The organism is Trinickia violacea (genome assembly GCF_005280735.1).
GTDB lineage: Bacteria > Pseudomonadota > Gammaproteobacteria > Burkholderiales > Burkholderiaceae > Trinickia_A > Trinickia_A violacea.
This window is the reverse complement of the sequence record NZ_CP040077.1, coordinates 2786838-2811360: the sequence shown is the minus strand read 5'-3', so window position 1 is coordinate 2811360 and position 24523 is coordinate 2786838. Positions and strand designations below refer to the sequence as shown.

Sequence of the window (24523 nt, the reverse complement as noted above, 5' to 3'; positions counted from 1 at the left end):
TTTTGGCTGTCCCAAGTGCAATCAAATTCGGCCGGTGTTGTCCCGTCCAGCCGCTTCGGCGCACTCAACGTGTTTCACATTTCGCGCAAATTCCTTGCGTTTCCAGGTTCCTATGACCCGCGCTCTTCGCAATATCGCCATCATTGCCCACGTCGACCACGGCAAGACCACGCTCGTCGACCAATTGCTTCGCCAGTCGGGCACGTTCCGAGAGAACCAGCAGATCGCCGAGCGCGTGATGGACTCGAACGACATCGAAAAAGAGCGCGGCATCACGATTCTCGCGAAGAACTGCGCGGTCGAATACGAAGGCACGCACATCAATATCGTCGACACCCCGGGCCACGCCGACTTCGGCGGTGAAGTGGAGCGCGTGCTGTCGATGGTCGACTCGGTGCTGCTGCTCGTCGACGCCGTGGAAGGCCCGATGCCGCAAACGCGCTTCGTCACGAAAAAGGCGCTCGCGCTCGGCTTGAAGCCGATCGTCGTCGTCAACAAGATCGACCGCCCGGGCGCCCGCATCGACTGGGTGATCAATCAGACGTTCGACCTCTTCGACAAGCTCGGCGCGACTGAAGAGCAACTCGACTTCCCGGTGGTGTACGCGTCGGGCCTGAACGGCTATGCATCGCTCGAGCCGAGCGCGCGCGAAGGCGACATGCGCCCGCTGTTCGAGGCGATCCTCGAACACGTGCCGGTGCGTCCGTCCGATCCCGAGGCGCCGCTGCAGCTGCAGATCACGTCGCTCGACTACTCGACTTACGTCGGCCGGATCGGCGTCGGCCGCATCGCGCGCGGGCGCATCAAGCCCGGCCAGCAAGTGGCGCTGCGCTTCGGCCCGGAAGGCGAGATCCTCAATCGCAAGATCAATCAGGTGCTGTCGTTCAAGGGTCTGGAGCGCGTGCAGGTGGACGAGGCGCAAGCCGGCGACATCGTGCTCATCAACGGCATCGAGGAAGTCGGCATCGGCGCGACGATTTGCGCCGTCGATACGCCTGAGGCGCTGCCGATGATCACCGTCGACGAGCCGACGCTGACGATGAACTTCCTCGTGAACTCGTCGCCGCTCGCGGGCAAGGAAGGCAAGTTTGTCACGAGCCGCCAGATCCGCGACCGTCTGATGAAAGAGCTGAACCACAACGTCGCGCTGCGCGTGCGCGATACCGGCGACGAAACGGTGTTCGAAGTGTCGGGCCGCGGCGAGCTGCACCTGACGATCCTGGTCGAAAACATGCGCCGCGAGGGCTACGAGCTGGCCGTGTCGCGTCCGCGCGTGGTGCTGCACGAAGTGGACGGCGTGAAGCACGAGCCGTACGAGCTCTTGACGGTCGACGTGGAAGACGGCCACCAAGGCGGCGTGATGGAAGAGCTGGGCCGCCGCAAGGGCGAAATGCTCGACATGGCGTCCGACGGCCGCGGCCGCACGCGTCTCGAGTACCGCATCCCGGCACGCGGGCTGATCGGCTTCCAGGGCGAGTTCATGACGCTCACGCGCGGCACGGGCTTGATGAGTCACGTGTTCGACGAGTACGCGCCGCTCAAGGAAGGCTCGCTCGGCGAGCGCCGCAACGGCGTGCTGATCTCGCAGGACGACGGCGCCGCCGTGGCTTACGCGCTGTGGAAGCTGCAGGACCGCGGCCGCATGTTCGTGAAGCCGGGCGACGCGCTCTATGAAGGCATGATCATCGGCATCCACAGCCGCGACAACGACCTCGTCGTGAACCCGATCAAGGGCAAGCAGCTGACGAACGTGCGCGCGTCGGGCACCGACGAAGCCGTGCGCCTCGTGCCGCCGATCCAGATGTCGCTCGAGTACGCGGTCGAATTCATCGACGACGACGAGCTCGTCGAAGTGACGCCGCAGTCGATTCGTCTGCGCAAGCGTCACCTGAAGGAGCACGAGCGCCGCCGCGCGAGCCGCGAAGCCGCAGTCGATTAAGCGCTTCACGATTAAGCGCCGCTCGAAGCGAGCGCGTATAGCACCAGCAAAAAGCCGCTGCAAAGCGGCTTTTTGTCATCTTGCATAGCGTTTGCGGAATCCCGTATATGCGTTCTGTGCTATGCTCCGCTTGCTAGTTTTAGGTCCTTCCAAGCAAGACTTGATTCGCGCAATCCGCTAAACGGTCAGGCCGTGTCGCGGAAGGTTGAGTAACCCGCTATTTCTCGAGAAACTCGAAGAAAGGTGAGCGTAAACATGATGAAGCAATTCCAGCTGAACTCGTATCTGTTCGGCGGCAACGCTCCGTACGTCGAAGAACTGTACGAGCAATATCTCGACAATCCGGCTTCAGTGCCCGAGAACTGGCGCGAGTATTTCGACGCGCTTCAGAACGCGCCCGCGTCGGATGGCACCTCCGCCAATGATGTGGCCCATGGCCCGATCGTCGAATCGTTCGCCCAGCGCGCCAAAGCCAATGCGTTCATTCCGCGCGAAGCGGAAGCCGGCGAAAACCTCGCCACGGCACGCAAGCAGGTCCACGTCCAGACCCTCATCAGCGCCTATCGCTTCCTTGGCTCGCAATGGGCCAATCTCGATCCGCTGAAGCGCCGCGAGCGTCCCGCGATCCCCGAGCTCGAACCTGCGTTCTACGACTTCACCGAAGCCGACATGGACCAGACGTTCAGCGCGAGCAACCTGTACTTCGGCTTCGAGCAAGCGACGCTTCGCGACATCGTCAAAGCGCTGCGCGACACGTACTGCGGCACGATCGGCGCCGAGTACATGTACATCAGCGATCCGGAGCAGAAGCGCTGGTGGCAGGAGCGGCTCGAAGCGATCCGCGCCACGCCGAACTTCTCGGCTGACAAGAAGAAGCACATCCTGAACCGCTTGACGGCTGCCGAAGGCCTCGAGCGCTACCTGCACACCAAGTACGTCGGCCAGAAGCGCTTCTCGCTCGAAGGCGGCGAGAGCTTTATCGCGTCGATGGACGAAGTCGTCCGCCACGCGGGCTCGAAGGGCGTGCAGGAAATCGTCATCGGCATGGCCCACCGCGGCCGCCTGAACGTGCTCGTCAACACGCTCGGCAAGATGCCGGCCGACCTCTTCGCCGAATTCGAAGGCAAGCACGTCGACGACCTGCCGGCCGGCGACGTGAAGTACCACAAGGGCTTCTCGTCGGACGTTTCGACCGAAGGCGGCCCGGTGCACCTGTCGCTCGCGTTCAACCCGTCGCACCTCGAAATCGTCAACCCGGTGGTCGAAGGTTCGGCGAAGGCGCGGATGGACCGCCGCGGCGACGAAGACGGCCTGCAAGTGCTGCCGGTGCAGATCCACGGCGACGCGGCCTTCGCGGGCCAGGGCGTCGTGATGGAAACGCTGAACCTCGCGCAGACGCGCGGCTACGGCACGCACGGCACGCTGCACATCGTCATCAACAACCAGATCGGCTTTACGACGTCGGACCCGCGCGATGCGCGCTCGACGCTGTACTGCTCGGACGTCGTCAAGATGATCGAAGCGCCGGTGCTGCACGTGAACGGCGACGATCCGGAAGCGGTCGTGCTGGCCACGCAGATCGCGATCGATTACCGGATGCAGTTCCACAAGGATGTCGTGATCGACATCATCTGCTTCCGCAAGCTCGGCCACAACGAGCAGGACACGCCGGCGGTCACGCAGCCGCTGATGTACAAGACCATCGCGAAGCACCCGGGCACGCGTGCGCTGTACGCCGAGAAGCTCGTGCAGCAGGGCGTGATCGGCGCGGCAGATCCGGACAACTACGTCAAGGCGTTCCGCACCGCGATGGACGAAGGCCACCACACCATCGATCCGGTGCTCTCGAACTACAAGAGCAAGTACGCGGTGGACTGGGTGCCGTTCCTGAACCGCAAGTGGACCGATTCGGCCGATACGGCCGTGCCGCTCGCGGAACTGAAGCGCCTCGGCGAGCGCGTCACCACGGTTCCCGACAACTTCAAGGTCCACCCGCTCGTCGAGCGCGTGATCAACGACCGCCGCGCGATGGCGCGTGGCGATGCGCCGCTCGATTGGGGCATGGGCGAACACCTCGCGTTCGCGTCGCTTGTCGCTTCGGGCTACCCGGTGCGCCTGACCGGCCAGGACTCGGGCCGCGGCACCTTCACGCACCGTCATGCGGTGCTGCACGACCAGAACCGTGAGCGTTGGAACGACGGCACGTACATTCCGCTGCAGAACATCGCGGAAGGCCAGGCGAAGTTCACGGTGATCGACTCGGTGCTGTCCGAAGAAGCGGTGCTCGGCTTCGAGTACGGCTACTCCACGGCTGAGCCGAACACGTTCGTCGCTTGGGAAGCGCAGTTCGGCGACTTCGTGAACGGCGCGCAAGTCGTGATCGACCAGTTCATCTCGTCGGGCGAAGTGAAGTGGGGCCGTCAGTCGGGTCTCACGATGCTGCTGCCGCACGGCTACGAAGGCCAGGGTCCGGAGCACTCGTCGACGCGTATCGAGCGTTTCCTGCAGCTGTGCGCGGACCACAACATGCAAGTGGTCCAGCCGACCACGCCGGCGCAGATCTTCCACCTGCTGCGCCGCCAGATGATCCGCCTGTTCCGCAAGCCGCTCATCGTCGCGACGCCGAAGTCGCTGCTGCGCCACAAGGAGGCGGTGTCGGATCTGTCCGAACTCGCGAAGGGCTCGTTCCAGCCGATCATCGGTGAAGTCGATGCCTCGATCGAAACGAAGAAGGTCAAGCGCGTGCTCGTCTGCTCGGGCCGCGTGTACTACGACCTCGTCGCGCATCGCCGCGAATCGAAGTCGAACGACGTCGCGATCATCCGTATCGAGCAGCTGTACCCGTTTGCGCACAAGCAGTTCGAAACGGAAATGAAGAAGTACGAGCACGCAACCGAAGTGGTCTGGGTGCAGGACGAGCCGCAAAACCAAGGCCCGTGGTTCTACGTCGAACACCACCTGAAGGAAGGCATGAAGGAAGGACAGAAGCTCGCGTACAGCGGCCGTCCGGCTTCGGCTTCACCGGCAGTCGGTTACTACGCGAAGCACTATGAGCAGCAAAAGGCATTGGTCGAAGGCGCGTTTGGCCGCTTGAAGAGCGCATCGATCGCTAAATAAACGAAACGCAGCGAACCGGGAAAGCGCTTGGGCGCTTTCCCGCTCAAGCACGAGGTCGTTTGCGCCGTTATCGAGAGTCGGCGTCCCAACGAACCCGGGCCAAGTTCGCGCTCACCCAGATACGAGTTCAGGAAAATCACATGGCTATCGTAGAAGTCAAGGTTCCCCAGCTGTCCGAGTCGGTCTCGGAAGCCACCATGCTCCAGTGGAAGAAGCAGCCGGGCGAGGCTGTCGCGCAAGACGAAATCTTGATCGAGATCGAAACCGACAAGGTCGTGCTCGAAGTACCGGCCCCGTCGGCAGGCGTGCTCGCACAAGTCATCAAGCACGATGGCGATATCGTCGTCGCTGACGAAATCATCGCGAAGATCGACACGGAAGCGAAGGCGGGCGCGACGACCGCCGCCGCCACCGCGGCTCCCGCAGCCGCTGCAGCCGCAGGCACGGCCGAAGTGCAGCCGGCGCCCGCCGCTGCACCGGCAGCAGCAGCGGCTTCGGCCAGCACGGCTGCTTCGCCCGCCGCGAACAAGCTGATGGCCGAGAAGAACCTCTCCGCCGATCAACTGCAAGGCACGGGCCGCGACGGCCGCATCACGAAGGGCGACGTGCTCGCCGCGGGCACCGCCGCACCGGCGCCGGCTGCCAAGGCTCCGGCCGCCGCGCCCGCGAAGGCTGCGCGCCCGGCGCTGCAGGACGTGAAGGCCCCGGCATCCGCCGACACGTGGCTCCACAACCGTCCGGAACAGCGCGTGCCGATGTCGCGTCTGCGTGCGCGTATCGCCGAGCGTCTGCTCGAGTCGCAGCAGACCAACGCCATCCTCACGACGTTCAACGAAGTGAACATGGCGCCGGTCATGGACCTGCGCAACAAGTACAAGGACAAGTTCGAGAAGGAACATGGCGTGAAGCTCGGCTTCATGTCGTTCTTCGTCAAGGCGGCTGTTCACGCGCTGAAGAAATTCCCGCTCGTGAACGCGTCGATCGACGGCAACGACATCGTCTATCACGGCTACTTCGACATCGGTATCGCGGTCGGTTCGCCGCGCGGTCTCGTGGTGCCGATCCTGCGCAACGCGGATCAGATGAGCCTCGCCGACATCGAGAAGAAGATCGCCGAATTCGGCCAGAAGGCGAAGGACGGCAAGCTGTCGATCGAAGAAATGACGGGCGGCACGTTCTCGATCTCGAACGGCGGCGTGTTCGGCTCGATGCTCTCGACGCCGATCATCAACCCGCCGCAGTCGGCGATTCTCGGCGTGCACGCGACGAAGGAGCGTGCGGTGGTCGAGAATGGCCAGATCGTGATCCGTCCGATGAACTACCTCGCGCTGTCGTACGACCACCGCATCATCGACGGCCGCGAAGCCGTGCTGTCGCTGGTCGCGATGAAGGACGCGCTCGAAGATCCGGCCCGTCTGCTGCTGGATCTGTAATCCCTGCGGTTACACCTGTAGTTCGCATCAGTCTTCCGCATTGCATTTGATCTGAATCGCAGCGCCGCGCGGCCGGGTTTGAATGACCCACCGCGCGCCGCTGCGTCATCGAAAGGATAGTCATGTCCAAAGAATTTGACGTCGTCGTGATCGGCGCCGGCCCGGGCGGATATATCGCCGCCATCCGCGCCGCGCAGCTCGGCAAGACCGTCGCATGTATCGAAAAATGGAAGAACCCGGCCGGCGCGCTCAAGCTCGGCGGCACGTGCCTGAACGTGGGCTGCATTCCGTCGAAGGCGCTGCTCGCGTCGTCGGAGGAGTTCGAGAACGCGTCGCATCACCTCGTTGACCACGGCATCAACGTGTCGGACGTGAAGCTCGACATCTCGAAGATGATGTCCCGCAAGGACGGCATCGTCGAGAAGATGACGAAGGGCATCGAGTTCCTGTTCCGCAAGAACAAGATCACCTGGCTCAAGGGTCACGGCAAGTTCACCGGCAAGACCGACGCCGGCGTGACGATCGAAGTGAGCGGCGAGGGCGAGACCGAAGTCGTCACGGCCAAGAACGTGATCATCGCGACGGGTTCGAAGGCGCGCCACCTGCCGAACGCACCGGTCGACAACAAGATCGTGTCGGACAACGAAGGCGCACTGGCATTCGACTCCGTGCCGAAGAAGCTCGCCGTGATCGGCGCGGGCGTGATCGGCCTGGAACTCGGCTCGGTGTGGCGCCGTCTCGGCGCCGACGTGACCGTGCTCGAAGCGCTGCCGGCATTCCTCGGCACCTGTGACGAAGCGCTCGCGAAGGAAGCGGCGAAGCAATTCAAGAAGCAGGGTCTCGACATCCACCTCGGCGTGAACATCGGCGAAGTGAAGACGACCGCAGACAGCGTGACGATGGCCTACACCGACAAGGACGGCAACGCGCAGACGCTCGAAGCCGATCGCCTGATCGTGTCGATCGGCCGCGTGCCGAATACCGACAACCTCGGTCTCGAAGCGATCGGCCTGAAGGCGAACGAGCGCGGCTTCATCGACGTCGACGATCACTGCCGCACGGCGGTGCCGAACGTCTACGCGATCGGCGACGTGGTGCGCGGCCCGATGCTCGCGCACAAGGCCGAAGACGAAGGCGTGCTGGTCGCCGAAGTCATCGACGGCCAGAAACCGCACATCGACTACAACTGCATTCCGTGGGTGATCTACACCGAGCCGGAAATCGCGTGGGTCGGCAAGACGGAGCAGCAACTGAAGGCCGAAGGCCGCGAGATCAAGACGGGACAGTTCCCGTTCATGGCGAACGGCCGTGCGCTCGGCATCAACAAGGCCGACGGCTTTGTGAAGATGATCGCCGACGCGAAAACCGACGAGCTGCTCGGCGTGCACATCATCTCGGCGGACGCGTCGGACCTGATCGCGGAAGCGGTGGTGGCGATGGAGTTCAAGGCGGCGTCGGAAGACATCGGCCGTATCTGCCATCCGCATCCGTCGCTTTCCGAAGTGATGCGCGAAGCGGCGCTCGCCGTCGACAAACGCTCGCTCAATATGTAATCCGGTAAAGAGGTCGCGCCGGCTGAGTGAAGCGGGCGCAACTGCAGTACCACGAAGGCGGGCGGGAGCGATCCCACCGCCTTTTGTTTTTTCTACCGTCACACGATGAACGTCACCGAATACTACGAAAAGGAACTGCAGACGCGGGGGTATCAATCCGATGCGGCGCAGCGCGCGGCCGTCGACCGTCTGCAGCGGTGCTACGAAGAGTGGGTCGCCTACAAGGCGCGCCGCCCGAACGCCTTCATGAAGCTGATCATGCGTCCGGATCTGCCGCGCGGGATCTACATGTGGGGCGGCGTGGGCCGCGGCAAGAGCTTCCTGATGGACAGCTTCTATGCGATCGTGCCGCTCACGCGCAAGACGCGGCTGCACTTCCACGAGTTCATGCGCGAGGTGCATCGCGAGCTCGAAGAGCTGAAAGGGCAGGCCGATCCGCTCGACGAACTGGCGCGCCGCGTCGCGAAGCGCTATCGCTTGATCTGTTTCGACGAATTCCACGTGTCCGATATCGCGGACGCGATGATCCTGTATCGGCTGCTCGACAAGCTGTTCGAGAATGGCGTGCAGTTCGTGATGACGTCCAACTACGATCCGGACACGCTCTATCCCGACGGCTTGCATCGCGACCGGGTGTTGCCGGCGATCGAGCTGATCAAGACGAAGCTCGACGTGATCAACGTCGACGCGGGCATCGATTATCGGCAGCGCACGCTCGCGAAGGTGTCCGTCTATCACACGCCGCTCGGCGCCGCCGCTGACAAGGCGTTGCGCGCCGCGTATTCGCAGCTCGCCGCGGTGCCCGACGAAAGCCCGATCCTGCGCATCGAAAAGCGCGAGCTGAAGGCGCTGCGCAAGGCCGATGGCGTGGTCTGGTTCGACTTCGCGACGCTATGCGGCGGCCCGCGTTCGCAGAACGATTACCTGGAGCTGGCGACGCGTTTTCACGCGGTGATTCTGTCGGACGTGCCGCAGATGTCGCCGCGGATGGCGTCCGAGGCACGGCGCTTTACGTGGCTCGTCGACGTGTTCTACGACCACAAGGTGAAGCTCTTGATGTCGGCCGCGGTGCCGGCCGAGGACTTGTACGTCGAAGGGCCGATGGCCAATGAATTTAGCCGGACGGTGTCGCGCTTGGTCGAGATGCAATCGAAGGAGTATTTGGAAACGCCGCGACGGATCGTCGACACGTCGTTGACCTAATGGATAGCGAAGGCGCAAGCGGACGCCGTTAGAAGCGGCAACACGTCCGCCATCAGGCTATTTCAAGAATCGGATTAATCCGATGTTCGGTGCATGCGTACCTCGATATTGTTGTGTCATGGATCTGACAAAGGAGAGGACCATGACACCGTATCGCGATATTACCGATGAAGAATGGCAACGCGTGGCACCGCTGTTGCCGGAACTGCGTCCGCGCGCCGAGCTGCGTGGCCGTCCCCTTGCCAATACGCGGGCCGTTCTGAACGGCGTGCTGTGGGTGATGTACAGCGGTGCAACGTGGTCCGCCATGCCGCGCCGCTTCCCGTCGTATCAGACTTGCCACCGCCGTTTCAAAGCGTGGCATCAGTCCGGCACGCTGAAGAAAGTGCTCCAGCAGTTATACGGCGCTGCCAGTGAGGAGTTGTGCAGCCTCATGGAACTGCGCATGCGCTCGTACACGAGGCCGGGTATCAAGCCGGCGCCTGCGGTTTCGGCCGGCATGCCTGCCAATCCGGTTGCGCCAGCGCCTGCTGCCGTGTCGACAGCAACGGTTCCGCGGCAGGAGTTCGCCGTCGCTCTCAAGCGCGCGGCGTAAGGTATGGCTGCGTTCGGCCATGTATCCGTGAAACAAAGCCGGCCGGACGATGCGTATCGCCGGCCGGCATACTCTTTCTTCTTGTTGCTCGAGCTGAGCCGCGTTTAGGGGCTGTGTTGCGCGTCGCTGGCCGTTGGCTTCCTTAGACGCTCACTGCACCCGATTCCAGGTCTGCGAGCGGCCCAGCAGCGAAATCCCGATGTAGCCGCGCACGACGAGCTTCTGCCCGTTGTCTTCAACGTGCATCTTGCACTTGTACACCTTGCCGTTCTCCGGATCGAGGATGTTGCCGCCGTCCCAGCCGCCGTCCGATTTCTTCATGTCGTTGATGATCGTCATGCCGAGGATCAGCTGATCCTTACGCGCGTCGGTGCATTCGGTGCAGCGGCGCTGTGGATTGTCGTTCGGGCTGAGACCTTTGATGACTTTGCCGCTCAGGGCGCCGTTACTGTCCTCGGTGATTTGCACGAGCGCTTTGGGCTGGCCCGTGTGGTCGTCGATCGTTTGCCAAGTGCCGACAGGGGTATCGGTTCCTTGAGCCAGCGCGAAGCCGGCGCTAGCCAGCAGCACGCCGGCGAGCGTGGCCTGCTTGAGCGTATTGAGCGCGAGCGCCTGGGCGCGTTGCGTGAAATGCCGCATTGTCTTCCTCCTTGGGTGAGTAGTCTTTCGATTGTTTTCGCGCCGAGTCGTCGCGGCGTCGCCGCGTCGTCACGGCAGGCTACGGACAGCGTTTTTTAAGAGTGCAAGCAGAATACGCGCGAACCTGCGCTTTCTGCGCGCGAGTGGAACTTCTAATCAGGCCGGCGCGAGTGCCGAGCGTATTTGGTGTCAGTTCAGCCGATACGAAAACGTTGCGTTGACGCGTGGGCTGCGCAATCTCGCCGAGCGCAACCGCGTGCTCGCCGCCCTCGATGCGAACGCTTGGCGGCGGCAGGATGCCGCCTTATATCTCGGCATCAACCGCAAAATCTTGTGGGGAAAAATGTGTACGTACCAAATCGTCCACTAGGAACCCGAAACGCGTGAAAGTGAGTAATAATGAGACGCTTGATTTGACAATTAGAACTATCGGCGCAGGAATCAAACTACATGATCCAAATATCTCACTTGCGGGGGACCGCGCTCGCCGCGCTGGTCATGATCGGGGGAATCCAGGGAGTTCATGCACAAGTCAATTCGAACAGTAACTTAGCGATACCGGCGGCCTCCGGCAGCGCGGCCGACGTGGCCGTCGCGTCGCAGGCGAGCACGAACGACCCGCTGCCGTCGGCAACACCGGTCGCGGCTGCCGTACCGGCCACGACCACCCTCACGGCCGACGAAGCGAAGCAATCCGCCACGGGCAACGTTGCTGAACTGCAACAGATGATCCACGGCAACGACCTGGTCGAACTGCGCACGGCCTACAACGGCAGCTATGGCGCGAGCCTGCTGTTCTACGGCAAGGAAATGACGTACTACGTCGCGCTGTTCGAGCAGAAGAACTTCTGGCGTGTGATCAAGACGCAGGACGAAGGACGCGCCGAAGCGATCTACGGCGACTTCGCGCGCAAAAGCGTGCAGTTGGCCGATGTCGAAATCCGCCGCACCAAGCTCGAGGCGCAAAAGGCTTACACGGACCGCTTGATCGCCCTGTCGCAGGACCGTGCGAACCGTCTGCAAGCCGACCTCAGTATCGCGCATGCGCAGCAGAAGCTCGTCGACGACCATCAGAAGGAAACGCGCGACGAAGCCGCTGCGCTGCAGGCGCAGAAGGTCCAGGCGCAAGCGCAACTGCGTGAAGCGCAGCGCGCCGTGGCCGCCTTGCAACGCGAGAACGACGCCGGGTTGCCGCGCACGCACTGAGCGTCCCGGTCGCGCGAGCTGCGCCGCCAACGTTTGCTGGCTGTTGGCGGTCCGATCGCCGGCTTGCCGCTACACAAAACCGCCACCCCGCTTAGCGCTTGCTGAGCGGGGCGGCGGTTTTTCATGGGCCGTTCGTTCGGAACTCACTCGGGACTCACTCGGCCCGCAAGCCGCGCGCGTGCGCCGACTGCCGGCGCGATACGCTCTCCCAGGCGGCAACGACGGCCATCATCAGCGTGGTCAGCGTGCCCGTCATCAGCAAATCCGTATGGAACGCGAGCGGGCCGATGAGCGCGCAGAGCGCGAGCCCGACCCAATGCGACAGCGGCAGCCAGCTGTGTATCGCGCGCTTGTAGAGGCCGCAGCCGATCACGTAGAGCGCGGGGCCGCCGATCAGCAGGAGCGCCGTCGGCGTGCCGATGCGCGCGTCCGGATGGAGGATGACGAGGTCGTCGGCGGCGGCCGAGCCGATGATCCCGGCAATCAGGATCACGTGGACGTAGTGAAAATACGCGCCCATCAGGCCCGGCTCGCGCGATCGGGCGATCGCATGGCTGCCGGCGCGGCTCCCCCAGTCGAAGTAGATCCACCACATCGCGACGCTGCCCGCGAAGCAGACCAGGAAAGCGATGACCGTGGGGGCGTTCCATGACACGGTGTCGGAGAGCGTGGCGCCCGTGACGACCACCGATTCGCCGAGCGCGAGAATCACAAACGCCTGGCAGCGCTCGGCGAGATGGCCGCCTTCGGCGCTGCGCCAGTCGCTCGAGTGCGAACGGCCGAGAAGCGGCAGCGCGAAGCCGAACATCGGCGACACGTACTCGCACAGCACCGCGATGCCCCAGCAAATCAGGCGCGCCGAGCCGTCTGCGAGGCCGCCCGCGATCCACCAGACCCCGGAAATGACGAGCCACACCGTGATGCGCCGAAAGTTCGCCGTGAGCGAGTGGCTGCCGCCGAGAAAAACGAGCACGGCGAGGCTGCGCCCCACCTGGATCGTCACGTAGCTCACGGCGAACACGAGCCCGCGCGAGCCGAACGCGAGCGGCAGGCAGGCCGCCATGATCATGCCGATGGCCATCACGAAGAACACCAGCAGACGCACTGGCGGGCGCTCGGGGTCGAACCAGTTCGTGACCCAGCACGTGTACTGCCAGCCGAGCCACACCGCGAACCAGAGGACCAGCGTCTGCAGCACGCCGGTCGCGCTCAGGTCGTGCATGAGCCGGTGCGAAAGCTGCGTGACCGCAAACGCGTAGATCAGGTCGAAAAACAGCTCGGTGTAGGTGACGCGGGCTTCTTCGCCGTCGCGTTTGCGCAAAAAGCGGTCTTGGATCTCACGCATGGGTGGGCATCGGTCGGCCGCGCGTCGTCAGCGGCGTTTTTGTTTGTCTTCGGGCGGCTCGGCAGGGTCGACGGCGATCGGATCGCTCGCCGGGAAGGTCTCGTCGAGCGCTTCGTCGAGACGCTCTTCGGCGGATTCGACAGGGTGCGGATCAGGCGGCTTCGGCGTGGGCTTTGCAGAGGACATGATGTGGCTCCCGTTCCAGTCAGACTACCCAGCATTCAGCATAGCTCAGGCCCGCCAGTTCGACGGAGGGCGATGCGATCTGGACGCTGGATGGAAAGCGTGAGCGAGAGGCGTTCGTTCAAAACGCGCGCGCCTTGCGCGTCTTGAGTGCGGGACCCGCGCGCGGCACCGATTTTGCGCAACCGATGCGTAGCGGGACAACCGCTCAACACGCGAACACGATATGGGAAAGAAAGAAACGAACGCCGCCCGTAGAGTTCAAGCGCAGCACGTGGTGGAAGCCGAACTGAACCATTTGGATTGGGCGACGCGGCAGCCGCCCAATCCGATGCTGAATGTCGAATATTGGCGTCGGCGGCTGCTTGCGGTGCAGCGTCAGTTCGAACTGACGCTCAAGCAATGCGAGCGGATCGAGGAGATCCTGCGGCGCCTTGACGACCCTGAGCGACCCTGAGCGCCGGTCACTCGCCGGATTCGTTGCCGCCCGGTGCCGAGCCGTACGGCCGGCGCCGGCGCGTGACGACGACTGGGGCGGAGCCGGAAGCGGGTGCGTCCGGCGAACGCTCCACCGGCGCGCTTGAATCTGCCGGTGCCAAGCCGTGCGTATCGCGTGATTCGCGTGATTCGCGTGAATCGCGCGATTCACGCGGGCCGAAGCTGTCGCGCGAGGTATGGCGCTCGCCGTGGCCGCTGCCGCCGGTGCGCGGGCCGCGCGGACCGGGCCGCGTGCCGGTATCGAGCTGGATCGTCGAAATGGCGCGCTTGTAGATGCCTTGCAGGCCGACCGGCGTGCGCAGCATCACCAGATACTGATCGAACGACTCGATGCATCCCGTGAGACGAATCCCGTTCACGAGATAGATTTCAACGCGCTTTCTTTCTTTGCGCGCGGCGTTCATGAAGTCGTTTTGCGGATGCGATTCTGCGGGATTGGGCATTGCGAAGGCGCAGCGGGGGCTGCGAGAAAGTTAGTCGCGCGTGCGGGCGATGCAAGCGCGTTCGTCGGGATTTTACCCCGGGTCGCGGTGCGCGTGTTTCGTATGGCCGGCATGCACTATAACGCGTGCCAATAATGCGGGGTATCCGGGCGGCGCGAGCGGCGCGGCGCCGCCCGCGCGGCGGGGGCGACACGGGCCCGATTCAGACCTAATCTTTGGTAAGAAACAGCGTGCGCGTTTGCGGAATAAAGCGGCCTCGCGGCCCGTTAAATCGTTACGTGGACGCCATTCAGAGGCCATTGGCCGCGAGCGGCGCGCGATGTCCCGCGCCGTGCTTTGGCGCACTCACTTGGAGAGGCACATGAACGTGATTCGGAAGCTATCCGCCATTTTCGTGGTTGTCGCGCTTGCGCTCGCCGCGAGCGGCTGTCAGACGCCGAACGGCAGCGATCAGAACTCCGCCGGCGGCGGCGCGAGCAGCAGCGGCAGCGGCGGCGGCTATTGACGGCGGGGCCTTGCGTGCCGTCGCCGCGTGAGCTTTGAAGCGGACGTCATCGGGTGGCTCCCGCAGTTGCGGCGCTACGCGCGCGCACTGACGGGCGATCCTGCCTGGGCCGACGACTTGGTGCAGGACACGGCCGAGCGTGCGTTCACCCGCGCGCACGCGTTTCGCCCCGACAGCAACCTGCGCGCGTGGCTGCTCACGATATTGCGGCACCTCTATATCGACCAGCTGCGCGGACGGCGCGAAATCGCCGTCGACGATGAGCACGCGCCGTGGCGCACGCTCGAAGCGCCCCACGGCGAAGTCGATGCGCTCTTCCTGCGCGACGTGCAGCGCGCGCTGTACCTGCTGCCCGTCGAGCAGCGCGAGGTGCTGTTGCTGGTAGGCGTCGAGGAACTCAGCTATCAGGAGACCTCGGCGGTGCTGAACGTACCGATCGGCACGGTGATGTCACGCCTGTCCCGCGCACGCGAGCACTTGCGCGTGCTGTTGACTGACGGTCCGGCGCATCACGCTGCGTCGTTGAAAGTAGTGAGAAACACGAGATGAGCGACGATTACGACCCCGCGGCGACTTCCGGCTTCACCGAAGCCGAGTTGCGCACGTTCTCGGCATTCACCGACGGCGAGCTGCCCGAGCCCGAGCGGCTCGACGTAGCCGCCCGGCTTGCCGCGGATGAGCGCGCCGCGAGCCTCGTCGCCGCGTATCGCGCGCAGCAGTCCGCGCTGCGCGCGCTGTGCGGGGCGCCGTCGGGCGCAGGCGAGGCGGACAGGGCAGGACCGCCGTATCTCGTGCTGCGCGTGCATCGGCCGTGGTGGCAGCGGGTTGCGATCGCGGCCTCGTGGGTGGCGGTGGGGGCGAGCGTCGCGGTGCTGGCGGGAGCGTTTTCGCAGCGGCTCGCGTGGCAGCCGCAGCCGATGTCGTTCGCCGAAAGGGCAGACATCGCCTACGCGGTCTACGCGCCGGAGAAACGGCACCCGGTCGAGGTGGCGGCGGCCGAGGAGGAGCATTTGATCGCGTGGCTGTCTAAGCGATTGAACCGGCCGCTTTCGGTGCCGACGCTGCAGGAATATGGCTATTCGCTCGTCGGCGGTCGGCTCTTGCCGGGCGATGCGGCGAGTCCGGCCGCGCAGTTCATGTATCAGAACGACGCGGGCGCGCGCCTGACGCTCTACGTCACCGCGATCCCGAAGGACGAGACGGCGTTCCGGCTCTTGCGCGACGGCAACCGCCGCACGTTCTACTGGATCAGCGACCACATGGGCTATGCGCTCTCCGGGCAGTTGTCGGAGGATAAGTTGCGTGCGATTGCGATCGACGTGTGCAGCGCGCTTGGGGGGCGGCCCGACGTGTGGCAGTGAACAAGCAGATCAACGACCAGAAAAGCGGGGACCAATAAACGAGGGCCAACAAGCGGGGAACGAGACGTGTGCGGCGATGCGCTGCACGTAAGGGGGCGCCTCGCGGGCCGCCATGTTCGATGCGGCCGCGCTCGCTCCAGGCAGGGTGACATCATGCGTAATACCTTTGGACTCGGAACGGCGCTCGTCGCCGGTGTGCTGTGCGCCGTTCCCGCTGCGGCGCAGGACGCAGCAACCACGTCATCGCCTCCTGTTGGCACATGCCGCCCAGTGACGGGACAAGTCGATATCGACGGCACCACGCAGCAGATTTCAGGGCTCGCGTGCCTGCAGGCGGACGGCACTTGGCAGATCGTGCAGAACCTCGACGGCAGCTGGGTCATCCCGGAAAGCGACTATGCGTACTACTACGGTCCGTACTACTACAGTCCGTGGTATTGGGTGCCGGGAGTCGTGGTCGGTGTCGGCGCGTCGTTCGTGTTCGTCGATCATTTCCACCATTTCCATCACTTCGATCACGATCACATGCACATCGTGTTTCACGGCAATACCATGCACATGCACGGCGTGTTTCGCGGCAACATGATGCAAACGCGCGGCGGCTGGGGCGGCCCGCATGCGTGGGGCAGCCCGCACGGATGGGCCGGCGCGGGCGCGGGTAGCGGAGGATTCCATCGCCACTGATTCGTGCTGTCGCGGCGCGGTAGTGGCCGCAGCCCGGTAGCGGCAGTTCGCTCGCGGTGCTGGATCGACGATCGATAACAACAGCAAGGAAACGCGAATTGACACGCACCCTGCCGCCCAATCTTTCCGAGGCCACGTTCGACAAGGTGCTTGCCGAACTGGCTTCGGTCGTCAGCCGGCCGAACCTCATCGCGAGCGGCGACGATCTCGCGGCCTACGCCGATCCGTTTTTGCCTGGGCCGGAGAATCCGCAGGCATTCGCCGCGTCGGCGGCGGTGCTGCCTGCGTCCGTCGACGAGATCCGCGAGATCCTGCGCATCGCCAACGCTTACCGGCTGCCGCTGTGGACCGTCTCGACGGGCCGCAACTTCGCTTACGGCGGCGCCGCGCCGCGTCTGGCCGGATCGGTCGTGCTCGATTTGAAGCGCATGAACCGCATTCTCGAAGTCGACGAGACGCTCGCGTTTGCGCTCGTCGAGCCCGGCGTCACGTATTTCGATCTCTACGCGTATCTGCGCGAGCACGGCCTGCGCCTATGGGTCGATGCGCCGGCGGCGGGCTGGGGGAGCATCGTCGGCAACACGCTCGAGCGCGGTTTCGGCTACACGCCCTACGGCGATCACGCGGCAATGCAGTGCGGCATGGAGGTCGTGCTCGCGAACGGCGACGTGCTGCGCACGGGCATGGGCGGCATCGATCCGGGCACGTCGTGGCAGGTGTACCGGCCGGGATTCGGGCCGTCGTACGACGCGATGTTCATGCAGTCGAATTTCGGCATCGTCACCAAGCTCGGCATCTGGCTCATGCCGCAGCCGAGCGCGTATCTGCTCGGCGAGATTCAATGCCGCGACGAGGCCGATCTCGAAGCGATCGTCGAAACGCTGCGGCCGCTGCGTCTTGACGAGACGATTCGCCATCACGCCGTGATCGAAGGGGGAATCCGGCGCGCGGCCAGCGTGTCGCCGCGCTCGCAGTGGTACGACGGCGCGGGCGCGATGCCCGAAAGCGCGGTGGCGGCGATGCTCGACAAGCTTGGCGTCGGCCGCTGGAATCTGCATTTCGCGCTTTACGGCGCGCCGGAGCTGCTCGACGTGCGTTACGCGATGGTTCAGCGTGCGTTCGCGCGGATTCGCGGCGCGCGGATCACGGCGGCGAAGTACGCGGGCGACGCCGAGCCTGGCGGCGGCGCCAATCGCAATCTCGCGGGCATTCCATCGATGAGCGCGTTTCGCATGCTCGACTGGCGCGGCGGCGCGGGCGCGCACGTCGACTTTTCGCCCATCTGCCCGTTCACGGGGCGCGACGCCATGCGCCAATACACGCTCGCGAAGGCGCGCATGGCCGAATACGGCTTCGATTACTACGGGGGCTTCACGGCGGGCGAGCGGCATCTGCATCACATCGCCGCCGTGATTTTCGATCGCAACGACGCGCGGCAGACCGACGCCGCCGGCGACGCCCTGCGCTCGTTGATGAGCGACGCGCATGCGGCGGGCTACGGCGAATATCGCGCGCACCTTGCGTACATGGACTTCGCCGCCGCGCAATACGGTTTTAACGGCGGAGCGCTATTGCGGCTGTCGGAGACGATCAAGGATGCGCTCGATCCCGAAGGCATTTTGTCGCCGGGCAAGCAGGGGATCTGGCCGCGAGCGTGGCGGGGCAAGCGCGGTTATACGTAATTCGTGGCGATGTTCGAGCCGCAAAGTCAAGTGACAAATATAAGCGGTTAATTACTAAAGATTGTTTTCGTGCCGCCGACATTCAGGACTCGACCACGAACAAAAACGTATTCTCGATGACAGACCAACGTTCTCGCTTCTTTACGGCTTGCCTGATGGGGACCGCCTTGCTGACTGGCGGCTGCGCGCACCACCATGACGGCACGAGCCAGCCTGGCGCCATTGCCCATGCCGCCAAGGCGCCGCGGACAATGCTGGCAGACGAAGCCATTCCCGCCAGCCAGGCCGACAAGGCCAAGCTGGTGTTTCGATCGAAGGGCATGCCGATGAGCGTCATGTTCTGGCAGAGCACGTCGGCGCAGGCATGCGGCGATTTTCAGCCGGTCGGCGCGGTGTTCGATAGCGGCCGGGGCGTGTTGCTGCCCTGGATCGCGAATTTGACAGAAAAACTCAACAGGCCGCTGCGGAAGGTGGAAACGTCGCGCGTGCAGTATGTCGAGCCGGGAACGCCGGTCCAAGTGAAAGCGCTGACCAAGTCGGTGGATCAGCCGACATCAATGTCGCCGGTACAAACGTACTCGTGCGGGCCGATCGTCACCTCGTTCAACCCGGAGAAAGCCCACGCGTATCTCGTCGAGTTCGACTTTCAGGGCATGCAAAGCTGCTCGCAGCACGTGACGGATATTACCGACGCAGCGCACCCCGTTCCCGTGGAGCCGCAGGCGCCCGCATGCGGAATCGACTCCGCGGACGCGACCGGTGGAACCGTGCACGTCAACTACCTGAAGGCGGACCACGAGCAGCGCCTCGCGCAAGCGCGGAAAAAGGAAGGCGCCGCCACTTTGGCATCGGACAAGGCGTTTGCGATGCAGGACGAGGCGGCCGAGCTCGATTCGCTCGGCCAATCGGATGAAGCGCTCGCTGTCGTCGATCGGGCATTGCGCATGCTGGACCCGTCGAAGTCCAAAGACGTGGTCGCGACCAAAGCTGGCATCTTGTTCAATCTAAATCAGCCGCAAGCCGCGCTCGACATCCTCGCGCCGCAACTCGAAGCGACGCGGAAATTTGCTGATGGACAAGCGTCCAATGCGCGCGCGTCGGCCCTGAGCACGTACACCGAGGGTTTCGTCACCGCGACCTTCTGCTACATGCAGTTGGAGCAATGGGGCAACGCGATCAAGACGCTGGCGGACACCGAGTCCTTGCTCGAGGGGCCGAGCTTCTCGGCGTACAAGAGCTTGCTTTACCGCTACATCATGGCGAGAGCGCATGATCCGTCGCTGGCCGATTCCGAGCTTGAAAAGAGGGCCGCCTATTACACGGTGAACGACAAGGGTCACTATGGCGCCTTGCTGCGCATGTGGCAGGGTGAGGACACGGTGAAGGAAACCGCGAAGATCATTGGCGCCATGTCGGGAGCGGATCAACAAGAAGCGTTCGGTGAGTCGCTCTTCTACGGCGGCGCGTACGCGAAGTTCGTGAAGGGCAATGACGCGGGCGCCAAAGCGATGCTTGCCGATCTCGATCAAGTCGCGCCGTACGGAAGCATCGAATGGATCTACGGAAAGCGAGTGCTTCAATGAGCGGGTGCCGCCGCCGTCCCATCGCGGCGGCGGAATTCCGAGTGAAGCGGGCAACTTGAGCGTCCCATCTGATTTACCCGGGTAATATTGCAACTTGATTTATACCCGGGTATTATTCGGTCAATCCTATGACCGGAGCCCGCCGTGGCCAACCCATCGCAATCCCATTCCTACACCAGTTTCGACGGCCACAGCCGCGTGGCCAGCGGTTCGCTTTTGACGGTCGCGCGCGCGGTCAGGCGCGCGCTCGACGACGGTGCGGCCGGCCCCGTGCTGATCTTCGACGACAGCACGGGCCGCTCGATCGATATCGATACGAGAGGCACGGACGCCGAGTTGGAAGCGCGTTTCGCGGCGCAGGCCGAGGCGGAGGTCGAAGCGCAAACCGTCTCCGAGGACGCTCAGCCCGAAGAGCCGCGGGGACGGGGACGCCCGAAGCTCGGCGTCGTCGCGCGCGAAGTGACACTGCTGCCGAGGCATTGGGAGTGGCTCGCGGCGCAGCCGGGCGGGGCGTCCGTGGTGTTGCGCAAGCTCGTCGACGAAGCGCGGCGCACGCACGGCGACCGCGACCGCGTGCGAAAAGCGCAGGAGCGCGCGTATCACTTCATGTCGGCGATGGCCGGCGATTTTCCGGGTTTCGAGGAAGCGTCCCGTGCGTTGTTTGCGAACGACGAGCTGCGCTTTAACGAACTCATCGCCGGGTGGCCGGTGGATGTGCGCGACTACGCGGCGCAGCTAGCCAACACGGCTTAGCGGCACCGGCTTTCACGTTCCACAACTCGACAAGCGCTAGGTATGAACGCCGGCGCGAACAAGCATCACATTGCACCGGAAGACGTTTGCCGCGGCGGCGCCACCGACGGAATCAGCAATTGATCCACCGATGAATCGACGAGCAGCTTCGCGCCAGCAGGCGTGAGATGCGCTCGGTCGAACACGGTGAGTTCACCCTTGCCGGCTCCCGTGCGCGTTAAGCACCCGTCGGAATCGCACAAGACTCCGAGCGCCGACACATAGCGAACCCCGGCCGCTGCAGCTGCGTTCCTTGCTTCGCCGTCGAGCTCGGGAATCCCCGCGACCAAGCCGAACGAGGAGCGGGGCGGCAGGATCTGATGATGGTTCTTTCGCCAGTAAAGCCAGTAGACGTTGGGCAGCGCATCGTTCCATTGCGGCACGGGCCCCACGAGGACGATGTTCTTGACGCCGTCCGCGCGGATTTCCGCGATGGAGTCCTTGATGCTCGCGAGATCGCTCGAGATCCAGTTTGCGTCGAGTATCACCAGATCGGGGTGCGTCTCGCGCAGCGCTGCCAGCGACTGCTGGTGAACGCGCGCGCAGCGCGGATCACGGGCGTCGGCCGGCAAAAGCGGGGGGCACCCGGAAGCGGTGTATTGCGCGAGCCGGAAATCGTAGTGGGACTGCAGGTCGCGAAGCCCAGGGGAAATCGCAGCGGCAAACGAATCCCCCCACAAGAACACCAGCGGACCGTGCCCGGAATCCACGCATGCCGAGCCAAATTCGGCACGATCGCTCGACTCCAGGAAGCAGACGTGCTCGCGCCAGCTTTTCGTCGTGTCGAATCGGGTCGTCGTGAACCGGCTGGCCATCGACGTGATTCGGAAACTCAAGCCGTCGCGCTGGTAGGCGTTCACGCCCGCATACCCGACGCCGAGCATCAGTATGCAAAGCGCGGCTACGCGTCCAGGGATGCGCTGACCGAAGCGAATCGGCGTCTCGATCAACAGGTAGGTGGCCGTGGCGAGGACGAGGCTCAGAGCGACCGCTTCGGCGCGGATCGGCCATGCCGGAAGTTCGCCCTCGATCAGTCGAGCAAACACCAGCAATGGCCAGTGCCAAAGATAGAGCGGGAAACTGATCAAGCCGATCCACACCAAGGGTTTGCGCGAAAGCACATTTCGATTCACCCATGCGTTGGGCCCGGCGGCGATCAGAAGCGTGGCCCCGATCGTCGGCAGCAGCGCCCACCAGCCGGGAAAGACGCGCTTGCTGTTCACCAGGGCAAATGACGCGGCAATCAGCAACGCGCCCGTTATCGACATGAAGTTGCCGGACTTGGCTGCCGCCGCGGTTCGCTCGAGCGTCAGAAAGGCCAATGAGCAGCCCATCAACAGCTCCCAGAAACGGGAGAAGGGCGAATAGAAAGCCGCGACCGAATGGCTGCCTACGGTGAAGACATTCAGCGCGAAAGAGGCGATGCCGACGATGACGATCAGCCAGCCTTGGGCCCGTCGATTTCGTCTTGTGAGCCATAGCGCGATCGGCCAGAAAATATAGAACTGCTCCTCGACGCCGAGGGACCACAAATGCAACAGCGGCTTGGTTTCCGCCGCGGTGTCGAAGTAGCCGGCTTCTTGCCATAACGCCAGGTTCGACACGAAACCGGCGCCGGCGGCGATCTGCTTGCCGAGTTCCTTGAACTCCTCGGCTAACAGTTCAAACCAGCCGAACCCATAGCACGCGATCAGCACCAGGAGCAGCGCCGGAAAAATCCGCTTGACTCGTCTCGCGTAGAAGGTCGAGAAGCGAAACGTTCCCGCAGCCAATCCGCCGAGGATGATCGTGCCGATCAAATAGCCGGAGATGATGAAAAAGACATCGACGCCGACAAAGCCGCCTCGCAATAGCGCCGGAAAGGCATGGAAGATCACCACGGACGAGACGGCGATCGCGCGAAGGCCGTCAATATCGGGACGATAGGCAACGTGCGCGCCGTTCGACGACGGCGTCGCTGATGAAGATAAATCCGCAGGCATGGTTCGAGGCGTTTCAGGCGTTGCCCTGGTCATGGGGCGCGCGTGGCTGTAATAATTTGTTGCTGATTTGTAATAATTTGTTACTGAAACTTACCGCGCGCGCCATTCTATGCGAATTCGATTAATTAGAGACAGACTGTTGTCGATGAGCGACTGGCGCTGGGCGGGCCGGGAGTTCGGCGTGTGCTGCTGATGCGCGCCGTCGGCTCGCATTGGCGTTGGCGGCGATCTATGCTGGTCGTAGCGTTGGCTGCCGGAACGGTGTCTGACAGCGCCGGACGCGCGTAAAGGAAGAGCGATGGATCGACGGACTTTCGTGAAGGCAAGCACATGGATGAGCGCGGCAGCGTGCGTGCCGCCGCGCGTCGCCGCAGCGCTCGAGCGGGCGGGGACGATCGTGCTCGTCGACACTTCGCTTCCCGCGAGCCGCGCGTTTGCCGCCGCCACGGCGGCGCGGCGCGCGATGCCGTTCATGGAGATCGGCGGCGACGCAGGGATGTTTTGGCACGCGACGCTCGCGCCCCATCTCGCGCAAGCGAACGCGTTGGCAATCGGCGTGCTGCGCGCATCGGATGGCTTCGTGCTGCGGCAACTCGCGGCAAGTGCGAACTGGCGCGTGCGGAACATCGCCATGCCGGATGCGATCGATGCCGCGCCTCGTTTGCCTGCGACCGTCACACTCCTCATCGACCGCAAACCCGCCTAGACGACGAACCGCGAACCGTCCGTCAGAACTTATAAGCCGGATTCTTCGGATCGAACGTATCGTCGGGCAGGGCTTTCGGCGTGATGCTGTCGAACACGATGCGCTCGAAGATCCGGCCGTCGTTGTCGTAGGACTCGACCGAGCGGAAGTACGGATGCCGCAAATCGAGCCCGAGCGTTTCCTTCTTCGCGTAGAACTCGGGCCGGCCCGTCGGCGATTCGAACGTAAACGCGACGACGCGCACACCCGCGAGCGTCTTCACTTCGATCTTCTGCGAGCGCTCGACACCGGCGGTCTCGAACTTCTTGCTGTCGGCGAGGAACTGCTGCGCGATGAATTCGGTGCCGAGCTCTCGCACGTTGTGATTCGACTGCGCCCGCGCGAGCGCGCCGTTCAGCGACGTCCACAGCGGCATCACGCTGAGGATGCCGCCCAAGTGCCCGTACATTTCGTCGGAGCGCAGCGTCGAGTCGTAGATCAATTCCTGCCCCGCGTGCGCGCCGTCGGGCAGCCACTTCACGTAGATGCGCAGCGGATCGCGCGTGAGACGCACGAGCATGTGATCGGGCTTGTCGGGAAACACGCCGCGAAGGCGCTCCTGGCGCAGCATCGTGAATTCGTAAGATGGGTAGCCGTTCGGCCCCGCCGCGATGTAGCGCGACAGCGTGCGCGGATCGAGCGAGGTGAAGAGGGCGACGAGCGCGTCGTCGTCGAGCGCCTCCAGCATGCCGCTTTGGGCGGCGCGCCGCAGCCACAGCACCTGCGCGCCGAGCGGCAGCTTGCCGGCCTGCGCGGCCGGCACCGTGGGCGGCTTCACGGCGGCCTCGGCGAGCGCGGCCGGGTCCGCTTGCGCAGCGGCTGCGCTCGCCGTGCCGCTTTGCGCATAGGCGGCCTGCGAGCCGGAGAACAGCAGTGCGGCGGCCGCGGCGGATAGTGCCAGCGTTCGCGGCGTGCCGATGGCCGCCACCCGCGCGGCACGTGCCGCGCATCGCAAGCTCAGCGAGCACGGCAAGCGCAATACGGGACCCGACTTGAAACGTTGCATGACGCTCTCCCTTTACGTCCATCGGCGCT

At 64.0% G+C, this 24523-nt stretch carries 22 protein-coding genes and 1 pseudogene; 17 read left to right on the top strand and 6 right to left on the bottom strand.

Annotated features, from left to right (window positions below; all coding sequences use genetic code 11):
- Window positions 1–112: 112 nt before the first annotated feature.
- From typA to FAZ95_RS12685, 6 genes are all read left to right on the top strand, one after another.
- A complete protein-coding gene (gene typA / locus FAZ95_RS12710; RefSeq protein WP_137332788.1) occupies window positions 113–1939 on the top strand; it encodes a translational GTPase TypA in 1827 nt (608 codons plus the stop codon).
- Window positions 1940–2194: 255 nt separating this feature from the next.
- Window positions 2195–5056, top strand: a complete 2862-nt coding sequence (locus FAZ95_RS12705) for a 2-oxoglutarate dehydrogenase E1 component (RefSeq protein WP_137332787.1) — start codon at window positions 2195–2197, stop codon at window positions 5054–5056.
- Between the two features lie 140 nt (window positions 5057–5196).
- Window positions 5197–6489, top strand: a complete 1293-nt coding sequence (gene odhB, locus FAZ95_RS12700) for a 2-oxoglutarate dehydrogenase complex dihydrolipoyllysine-residue succinyltransferase (protein ID WP_137332786.1) — start codon at window positions 5197–5199, stop codon at window positions 6487–6489.
- A gap of 122 nt (window positions 6490–6611) precedes the next feature.
- Window positions 6612–8042, top strand: coding sequence for a dihydrolipoyl dehydrogenase (gene lpdA, locus FAZ95_RS12695; RefSeq protein ID WP_137332785.1), 1431 nt, complete (start codon window positions 6612–6614; stop codon window positions 8040–8042).
- 105 nt (window positions 8043–8147) lie between these two features.
- Window positions 8148–9245 (top strand): cell division protein ZapE, encoded by a 1098-nt coding sequence (gene zapE, locus FAZ95_RS12690; RefSeq protein ID WP_137332784.1) that lies wholly within the window; start codon window positions 8148–8150, stop codon window positions 9243–9245.
- Window positions 9246–9387: 142 nt separating this feature from the next.
- Complete coding sequence (locus FAZ95_RS12685; RefSeq protein ID WP_175425584.1) at window positions 9388–9840, top strand: transposase; 453 nt, start codon at window positions 9388–9390, stop codon at window positions 9838–9840.
- Between the two features lie 150 nt (window positions 9841–9990).
- Here the strand turns inward: FAZ95_RS12685 and FAZ95_RS12680 are convergent, their stop codons facing one another.
- A complete protein-coding gene (locus FAZ95_RS12680; RefSeq protein WP_137332782.1) occupies window positions 9991–10479 on the bottom strand; it encodes a DUF2147 domain-containing protein in 489 nt (162 codons plus the stop codon).
- Window positions 10480–10717: 238 nt separating this feature from the next.
- Between FAZ95_RS12680 and FAZ95_RS40500 the strand changes: the two are divergent.
- Together FAZ95_RS40500 and FAZ95_RS12670 are read left to right on the top strand one after the other, a co-directional pair.
- Window positions 10718–10849, top strand: a pseudogene (locus FAZ95_RS40500) (helix-turn-helix domain-containing protein); the annotation flags it as partial.
- Window positions 10850–10929: 80 nt separating this feature from the next.
- Window positions 10930–11685, top strand: a complete 756-nt coding sequence (locus tag FAZ95_RS12670; protein WP_137332780.1) for a DUF2968 domain-containing protein — start codon at window positions 10930–10932, stop codon at window positions 11683–11685.
- 154 nt (window positions 11686–11839) lie between these two features.
- On the opposite strand, the gene FAZ95_RS12665 is transcribed toward FAZ95_RS12670, so the two are convergent.
- A complete protein-coding gene (locus FAZ95_RS12665; protein ID WP_137332779.1) occupies window positions 11840–13030 on the bottom strand; it encodes a low temperature requirement protein A in 1191 nt (396 codons plus the stop codon).
- A 27-nt stretch (window positions 13031–13057) separates the two neighbouring features.
- A complete protein-coding gene (locus FAZ95_RS39290; protein WP_175425583.1) occupies window positions 13058–13216 on the bottom strand; it encodes a hypothetical protein in 159 nt (52 codons plus the stop codon).
- 274 nt (window positions 13217–13490) lie between these two features.
- Here FAZ95_RS39290 and FAZ95_RS12660 point away from each other — a divergent pair, with 274 nt between their 5' ends.
- A complete protein-coding gene (locus FAZ95_RS12660) occupies window positions 13491–13670 on the top strand; it encodes a hypothetical protein (protein WP_367871118.1) in 180 nt (59 codons plus the stop codon).
- Window positions 13671–13677: 7 nt separating this feature from the next.
- Here the strand turns inward: FAZ95_RS12660 and hfq are convergent, their stop codons facing one another.
- Entirely contained in the window at window positions 13678–14154 is a 477-nt protein-coding gene (gene hfq, locus FAZ95_RS12655; RefSeq protein ID WP_137332777.1) for an RNA chaperone Hfq, read from the bottom strand.
- A 361-nt stretch (window positions 14155–14515) separates the two neighbouring features.
- Between hfq and FAZ95_RS39285 the strand changes: the two genes are divergently transcribed.
- The 7 genes from FAZ95_RS39285 (at window position 14516) to FAZ95_RS12625 (ending at window position 20722) form a co-directional block, all read left to right on the top strand.
- Window positions 14516–14659 carry a hypothetical protein gene (locus tag FAZ95_RS39285; protein ID WP_175425582.1) on the top strand — a complete coding sequence of 48 codons (144 nt, stop codon included), beginning with the start codon at window positions 14516–14518 and terminating at the stop codon, window positions 14657–14659.
- Window positions 14660–14686: 27 nt separating this feature from the next.
- On the top strand, window positions 14687–15208 hold the full coding sequence (locus FAZ95_RS12650; protein WP_137332776.1) for a sigma-70 family RNA polymerase sigma factor: 522 nt from the start codon (window positions 14687–14689) through the stop codon (window positions 15206–15208).
- A complete protein-coding gene (locus FAZ95_RS12645) occupies window positions 15205–16020 on the top strand; it encodes an anti-sigma factor family protein (protein WP_137332775.1) in 816 nt (271 codons plus the stop codon). Before FAZ95_RS12650 ends, FAZ95_RS12645 begins: the two co-directional genes overlap by 4 nt.
- Before the next feature lie 153 nt (window positions 16021–16173).
- A complete protein-coding gene (locus tag FAZ95_RS12640) occupies window positions 16174–16704 on the top strand; it encodes a hypothetical protein (protein WP_137332774.1) in 531 nt (176 codons plus the stop codon).
- A 98-nt stretch (window positions 16705–16802) separates the two neighbouring features.
- A complete protein-coding gene (locus FAZ95_RS12635) occupies window positions 16803–18386 on the top strand; it encodes an FAD-binding oxidoreductase (protein WP_137332773.1) in 1584 nt (527 codons plus the stop codon).
- A gap of 116 nt (window positions 18387–18502) precedes the next feature.
- Window positions 18503–19969 (top strand): tetratricopeptide repeat protein, encoded by a 1467-nt coding sequence (locus FAZ95_RS12630; RefSeq protein ID WP_137332772.1) that lies wholly within the window; start codon window positions 18503–18505, stop codon window positions 19967–19969.
- Window positions 19970–20113: 144 nt separating this feature from the next.
- Entirely contained in the window at window positions 20114–20722 is a 609-nt protein-coding gene (locus FAZ95_RS12625; protein WP_137332771.1) for a DUF2239 family protein, read from the top strand.
- Between the two features lie 65 nt (window positions 20723–20787).
- On the opposite strand, the gene FAZ95_RS12620 is transcribed toward FAZ95_RS12625, so the two are convergent.
- Window positions 20788–22743: an acyltransferase family protein gene (locus tag FAZ95_RS12620; protein WP_137332770.1), complete on the bottom strand. Its 1956-nt coding sequence runs from the start codon at window positions 22741–22743 to the stop codon at window positions 20788–20790.
- 298 nt (window positions 22744–23041) lie between these two features.
- On the opposite strand from FAZ95_RS12620, the gene FAZ95_RS12615 reads away from it, so the two are divergent.
- Window positions 23042–23449 carry a hypothetical protein gene (locus tag FAZ95_RS12615; protein WP_137332769.1) on the top strand — a complete coding sequence of 136 codons (408 nt, stop codon included), beginning with the start codon at window positions 23042–23044 and terminating at the stop codon, window positions 23447–23449.
- A gap of 22 nt (window positions 23450–23471) precedes the next feature.
- Here the strand turns inward: FAZ95_RS12615 and FAZ95_RS12610 are convergent, their stop codons facing one another.
- The gene (locus FAZ95_RS12610) at window positions 23472–24494 is read right to left on the bottom strand and encodes a DUF1571 domain-containing protein (protein ID WP_137332768.1); all 1023 of its coding nucleotides are present in this window, start codon (window positions 24492–24494) and stop codon (window positions 23472–23474) included.
- Window positions 24495–24523: the final 29 nt, after the last annotated feature.

Coding starts and splice junctions, on each gene's coding strand:
- typA (WP_137332788.1), top strand. CDS start 113: ATGACCCGCGCTCTTCGCAATATCGCCATCATTGCCCACGTCGACCAC.
- FAZ95_RS12705 (WP_137332787.1), top strand. CDS start 2,195: ATGATGAAGCAATTCCAGCTGAACTCGTATCTGTTCGGCGGCAACGCT.
- odhB (WP_137332786.1), top strand. CDS start 5,197: ATGGCTATCGTAGAAGTCAAGGTTCCCCAGCTGTCCGAGTCGGTCTCG.
- lpdA (WP_137332785.1), top strand. CDS start 6,612: ATGTCCAAAGAATTTGACGTCGTCGTGATCGGCGCCGGCCCGGGCGGA.
- zapE (WP_137332784.1), top strand. CDS start 8,148: ATGAACGTCACCGAATACTACGAAAAGGAACTGCAGACGCGGGGGTAT.
- FAZ95_RS12685 (WP_175425584.1), top strand. CDS start 9,388: ATGACACCGTATCGCGATATTACCGATGAAGAATGGCAACGCGTGGCA.
- FAZ95_RS12680 (WP_137332782.1), bottom strand. CDS start 10,479: ATGCGGCATTTCACGCAACGCGCCCAGGCGCTCGCGCTCAATACGCTC.
- FAZ95_RS12670 (WP_137332780.1), top strand. CDS start 10,930: ATGATCCAAATATCTCACTTGCGGGGGACCGCGCTCGCCGCGCTGGTC.
- FAZ95_RS12665 (WP_137332779.1), bottom strand. CDS start 13,030: ATGCGTGAGATCCAAGACCGCTTTTTGCGCAAACGCGACGGCGAAGAA.
- FAZ95_RS39290 (WP_175425583.1), bottom strand. CDS start 13,216: ATGTCCTCTGCAAAGCCCACGCCGAAGCCGCCTGATCCGCACCCTGTC.
- hfq (WP_137332777.1), bottom strand. CDS start 14,154: ATGCCCAATCCCGCAGAATCGCATCCGCAAAACGACTTCATGAACGCC.
- FAZ95_RS39285 (WP_175425582.1), top strand. CDS start 14,516: ATGAACGTGATTCGGAAGCTATCCGCCATTTTCGTGGTTGTCGCGCTT.
- FAZ95_RS12645 (WP_137332775.1), top strand. CDS start 15,205: ATGAGCGACGATTACGACCCCGCGGCGACTTCCGGCTTCACCGAAGCC.
- FAZ95_RS12640 (WP_137332774.1), top strand. CDS start 16,174: ATGCGTAATACCTTTGGACTCGGAACGGCGCTCGTCGCCGGTGTGCTG.
- FAZ95_RS12630 (WP_137332772.1), top strand. CDS start 18,503: ATGACAGACCAACGTTCTCGCTTCTTTACGGCTTGCCTGATGGGGACC.
- FAZ95_RS12620 (WP_137332770.1), bottom strand. CDS start 22,743: ATGCCTGCGGATTTATCTTCATCAGCGACGCCGTCGTCGAACGGCGCG.
- FAZ95_RS12615 (WP_137332769.1), top strand. CDS start 23,042: ATGGATCGACGGACTTTCGTGAAGGCAAGCACATGGATGAGCGCGGCA.
- FAZ95_RS12610 (WP_137332768.1), bottom strand. CDS start 24,494: ATGCAACGTTTCAAGTCGGGTCCCGTATTGCGCTTGCCGTGCTCGCTG.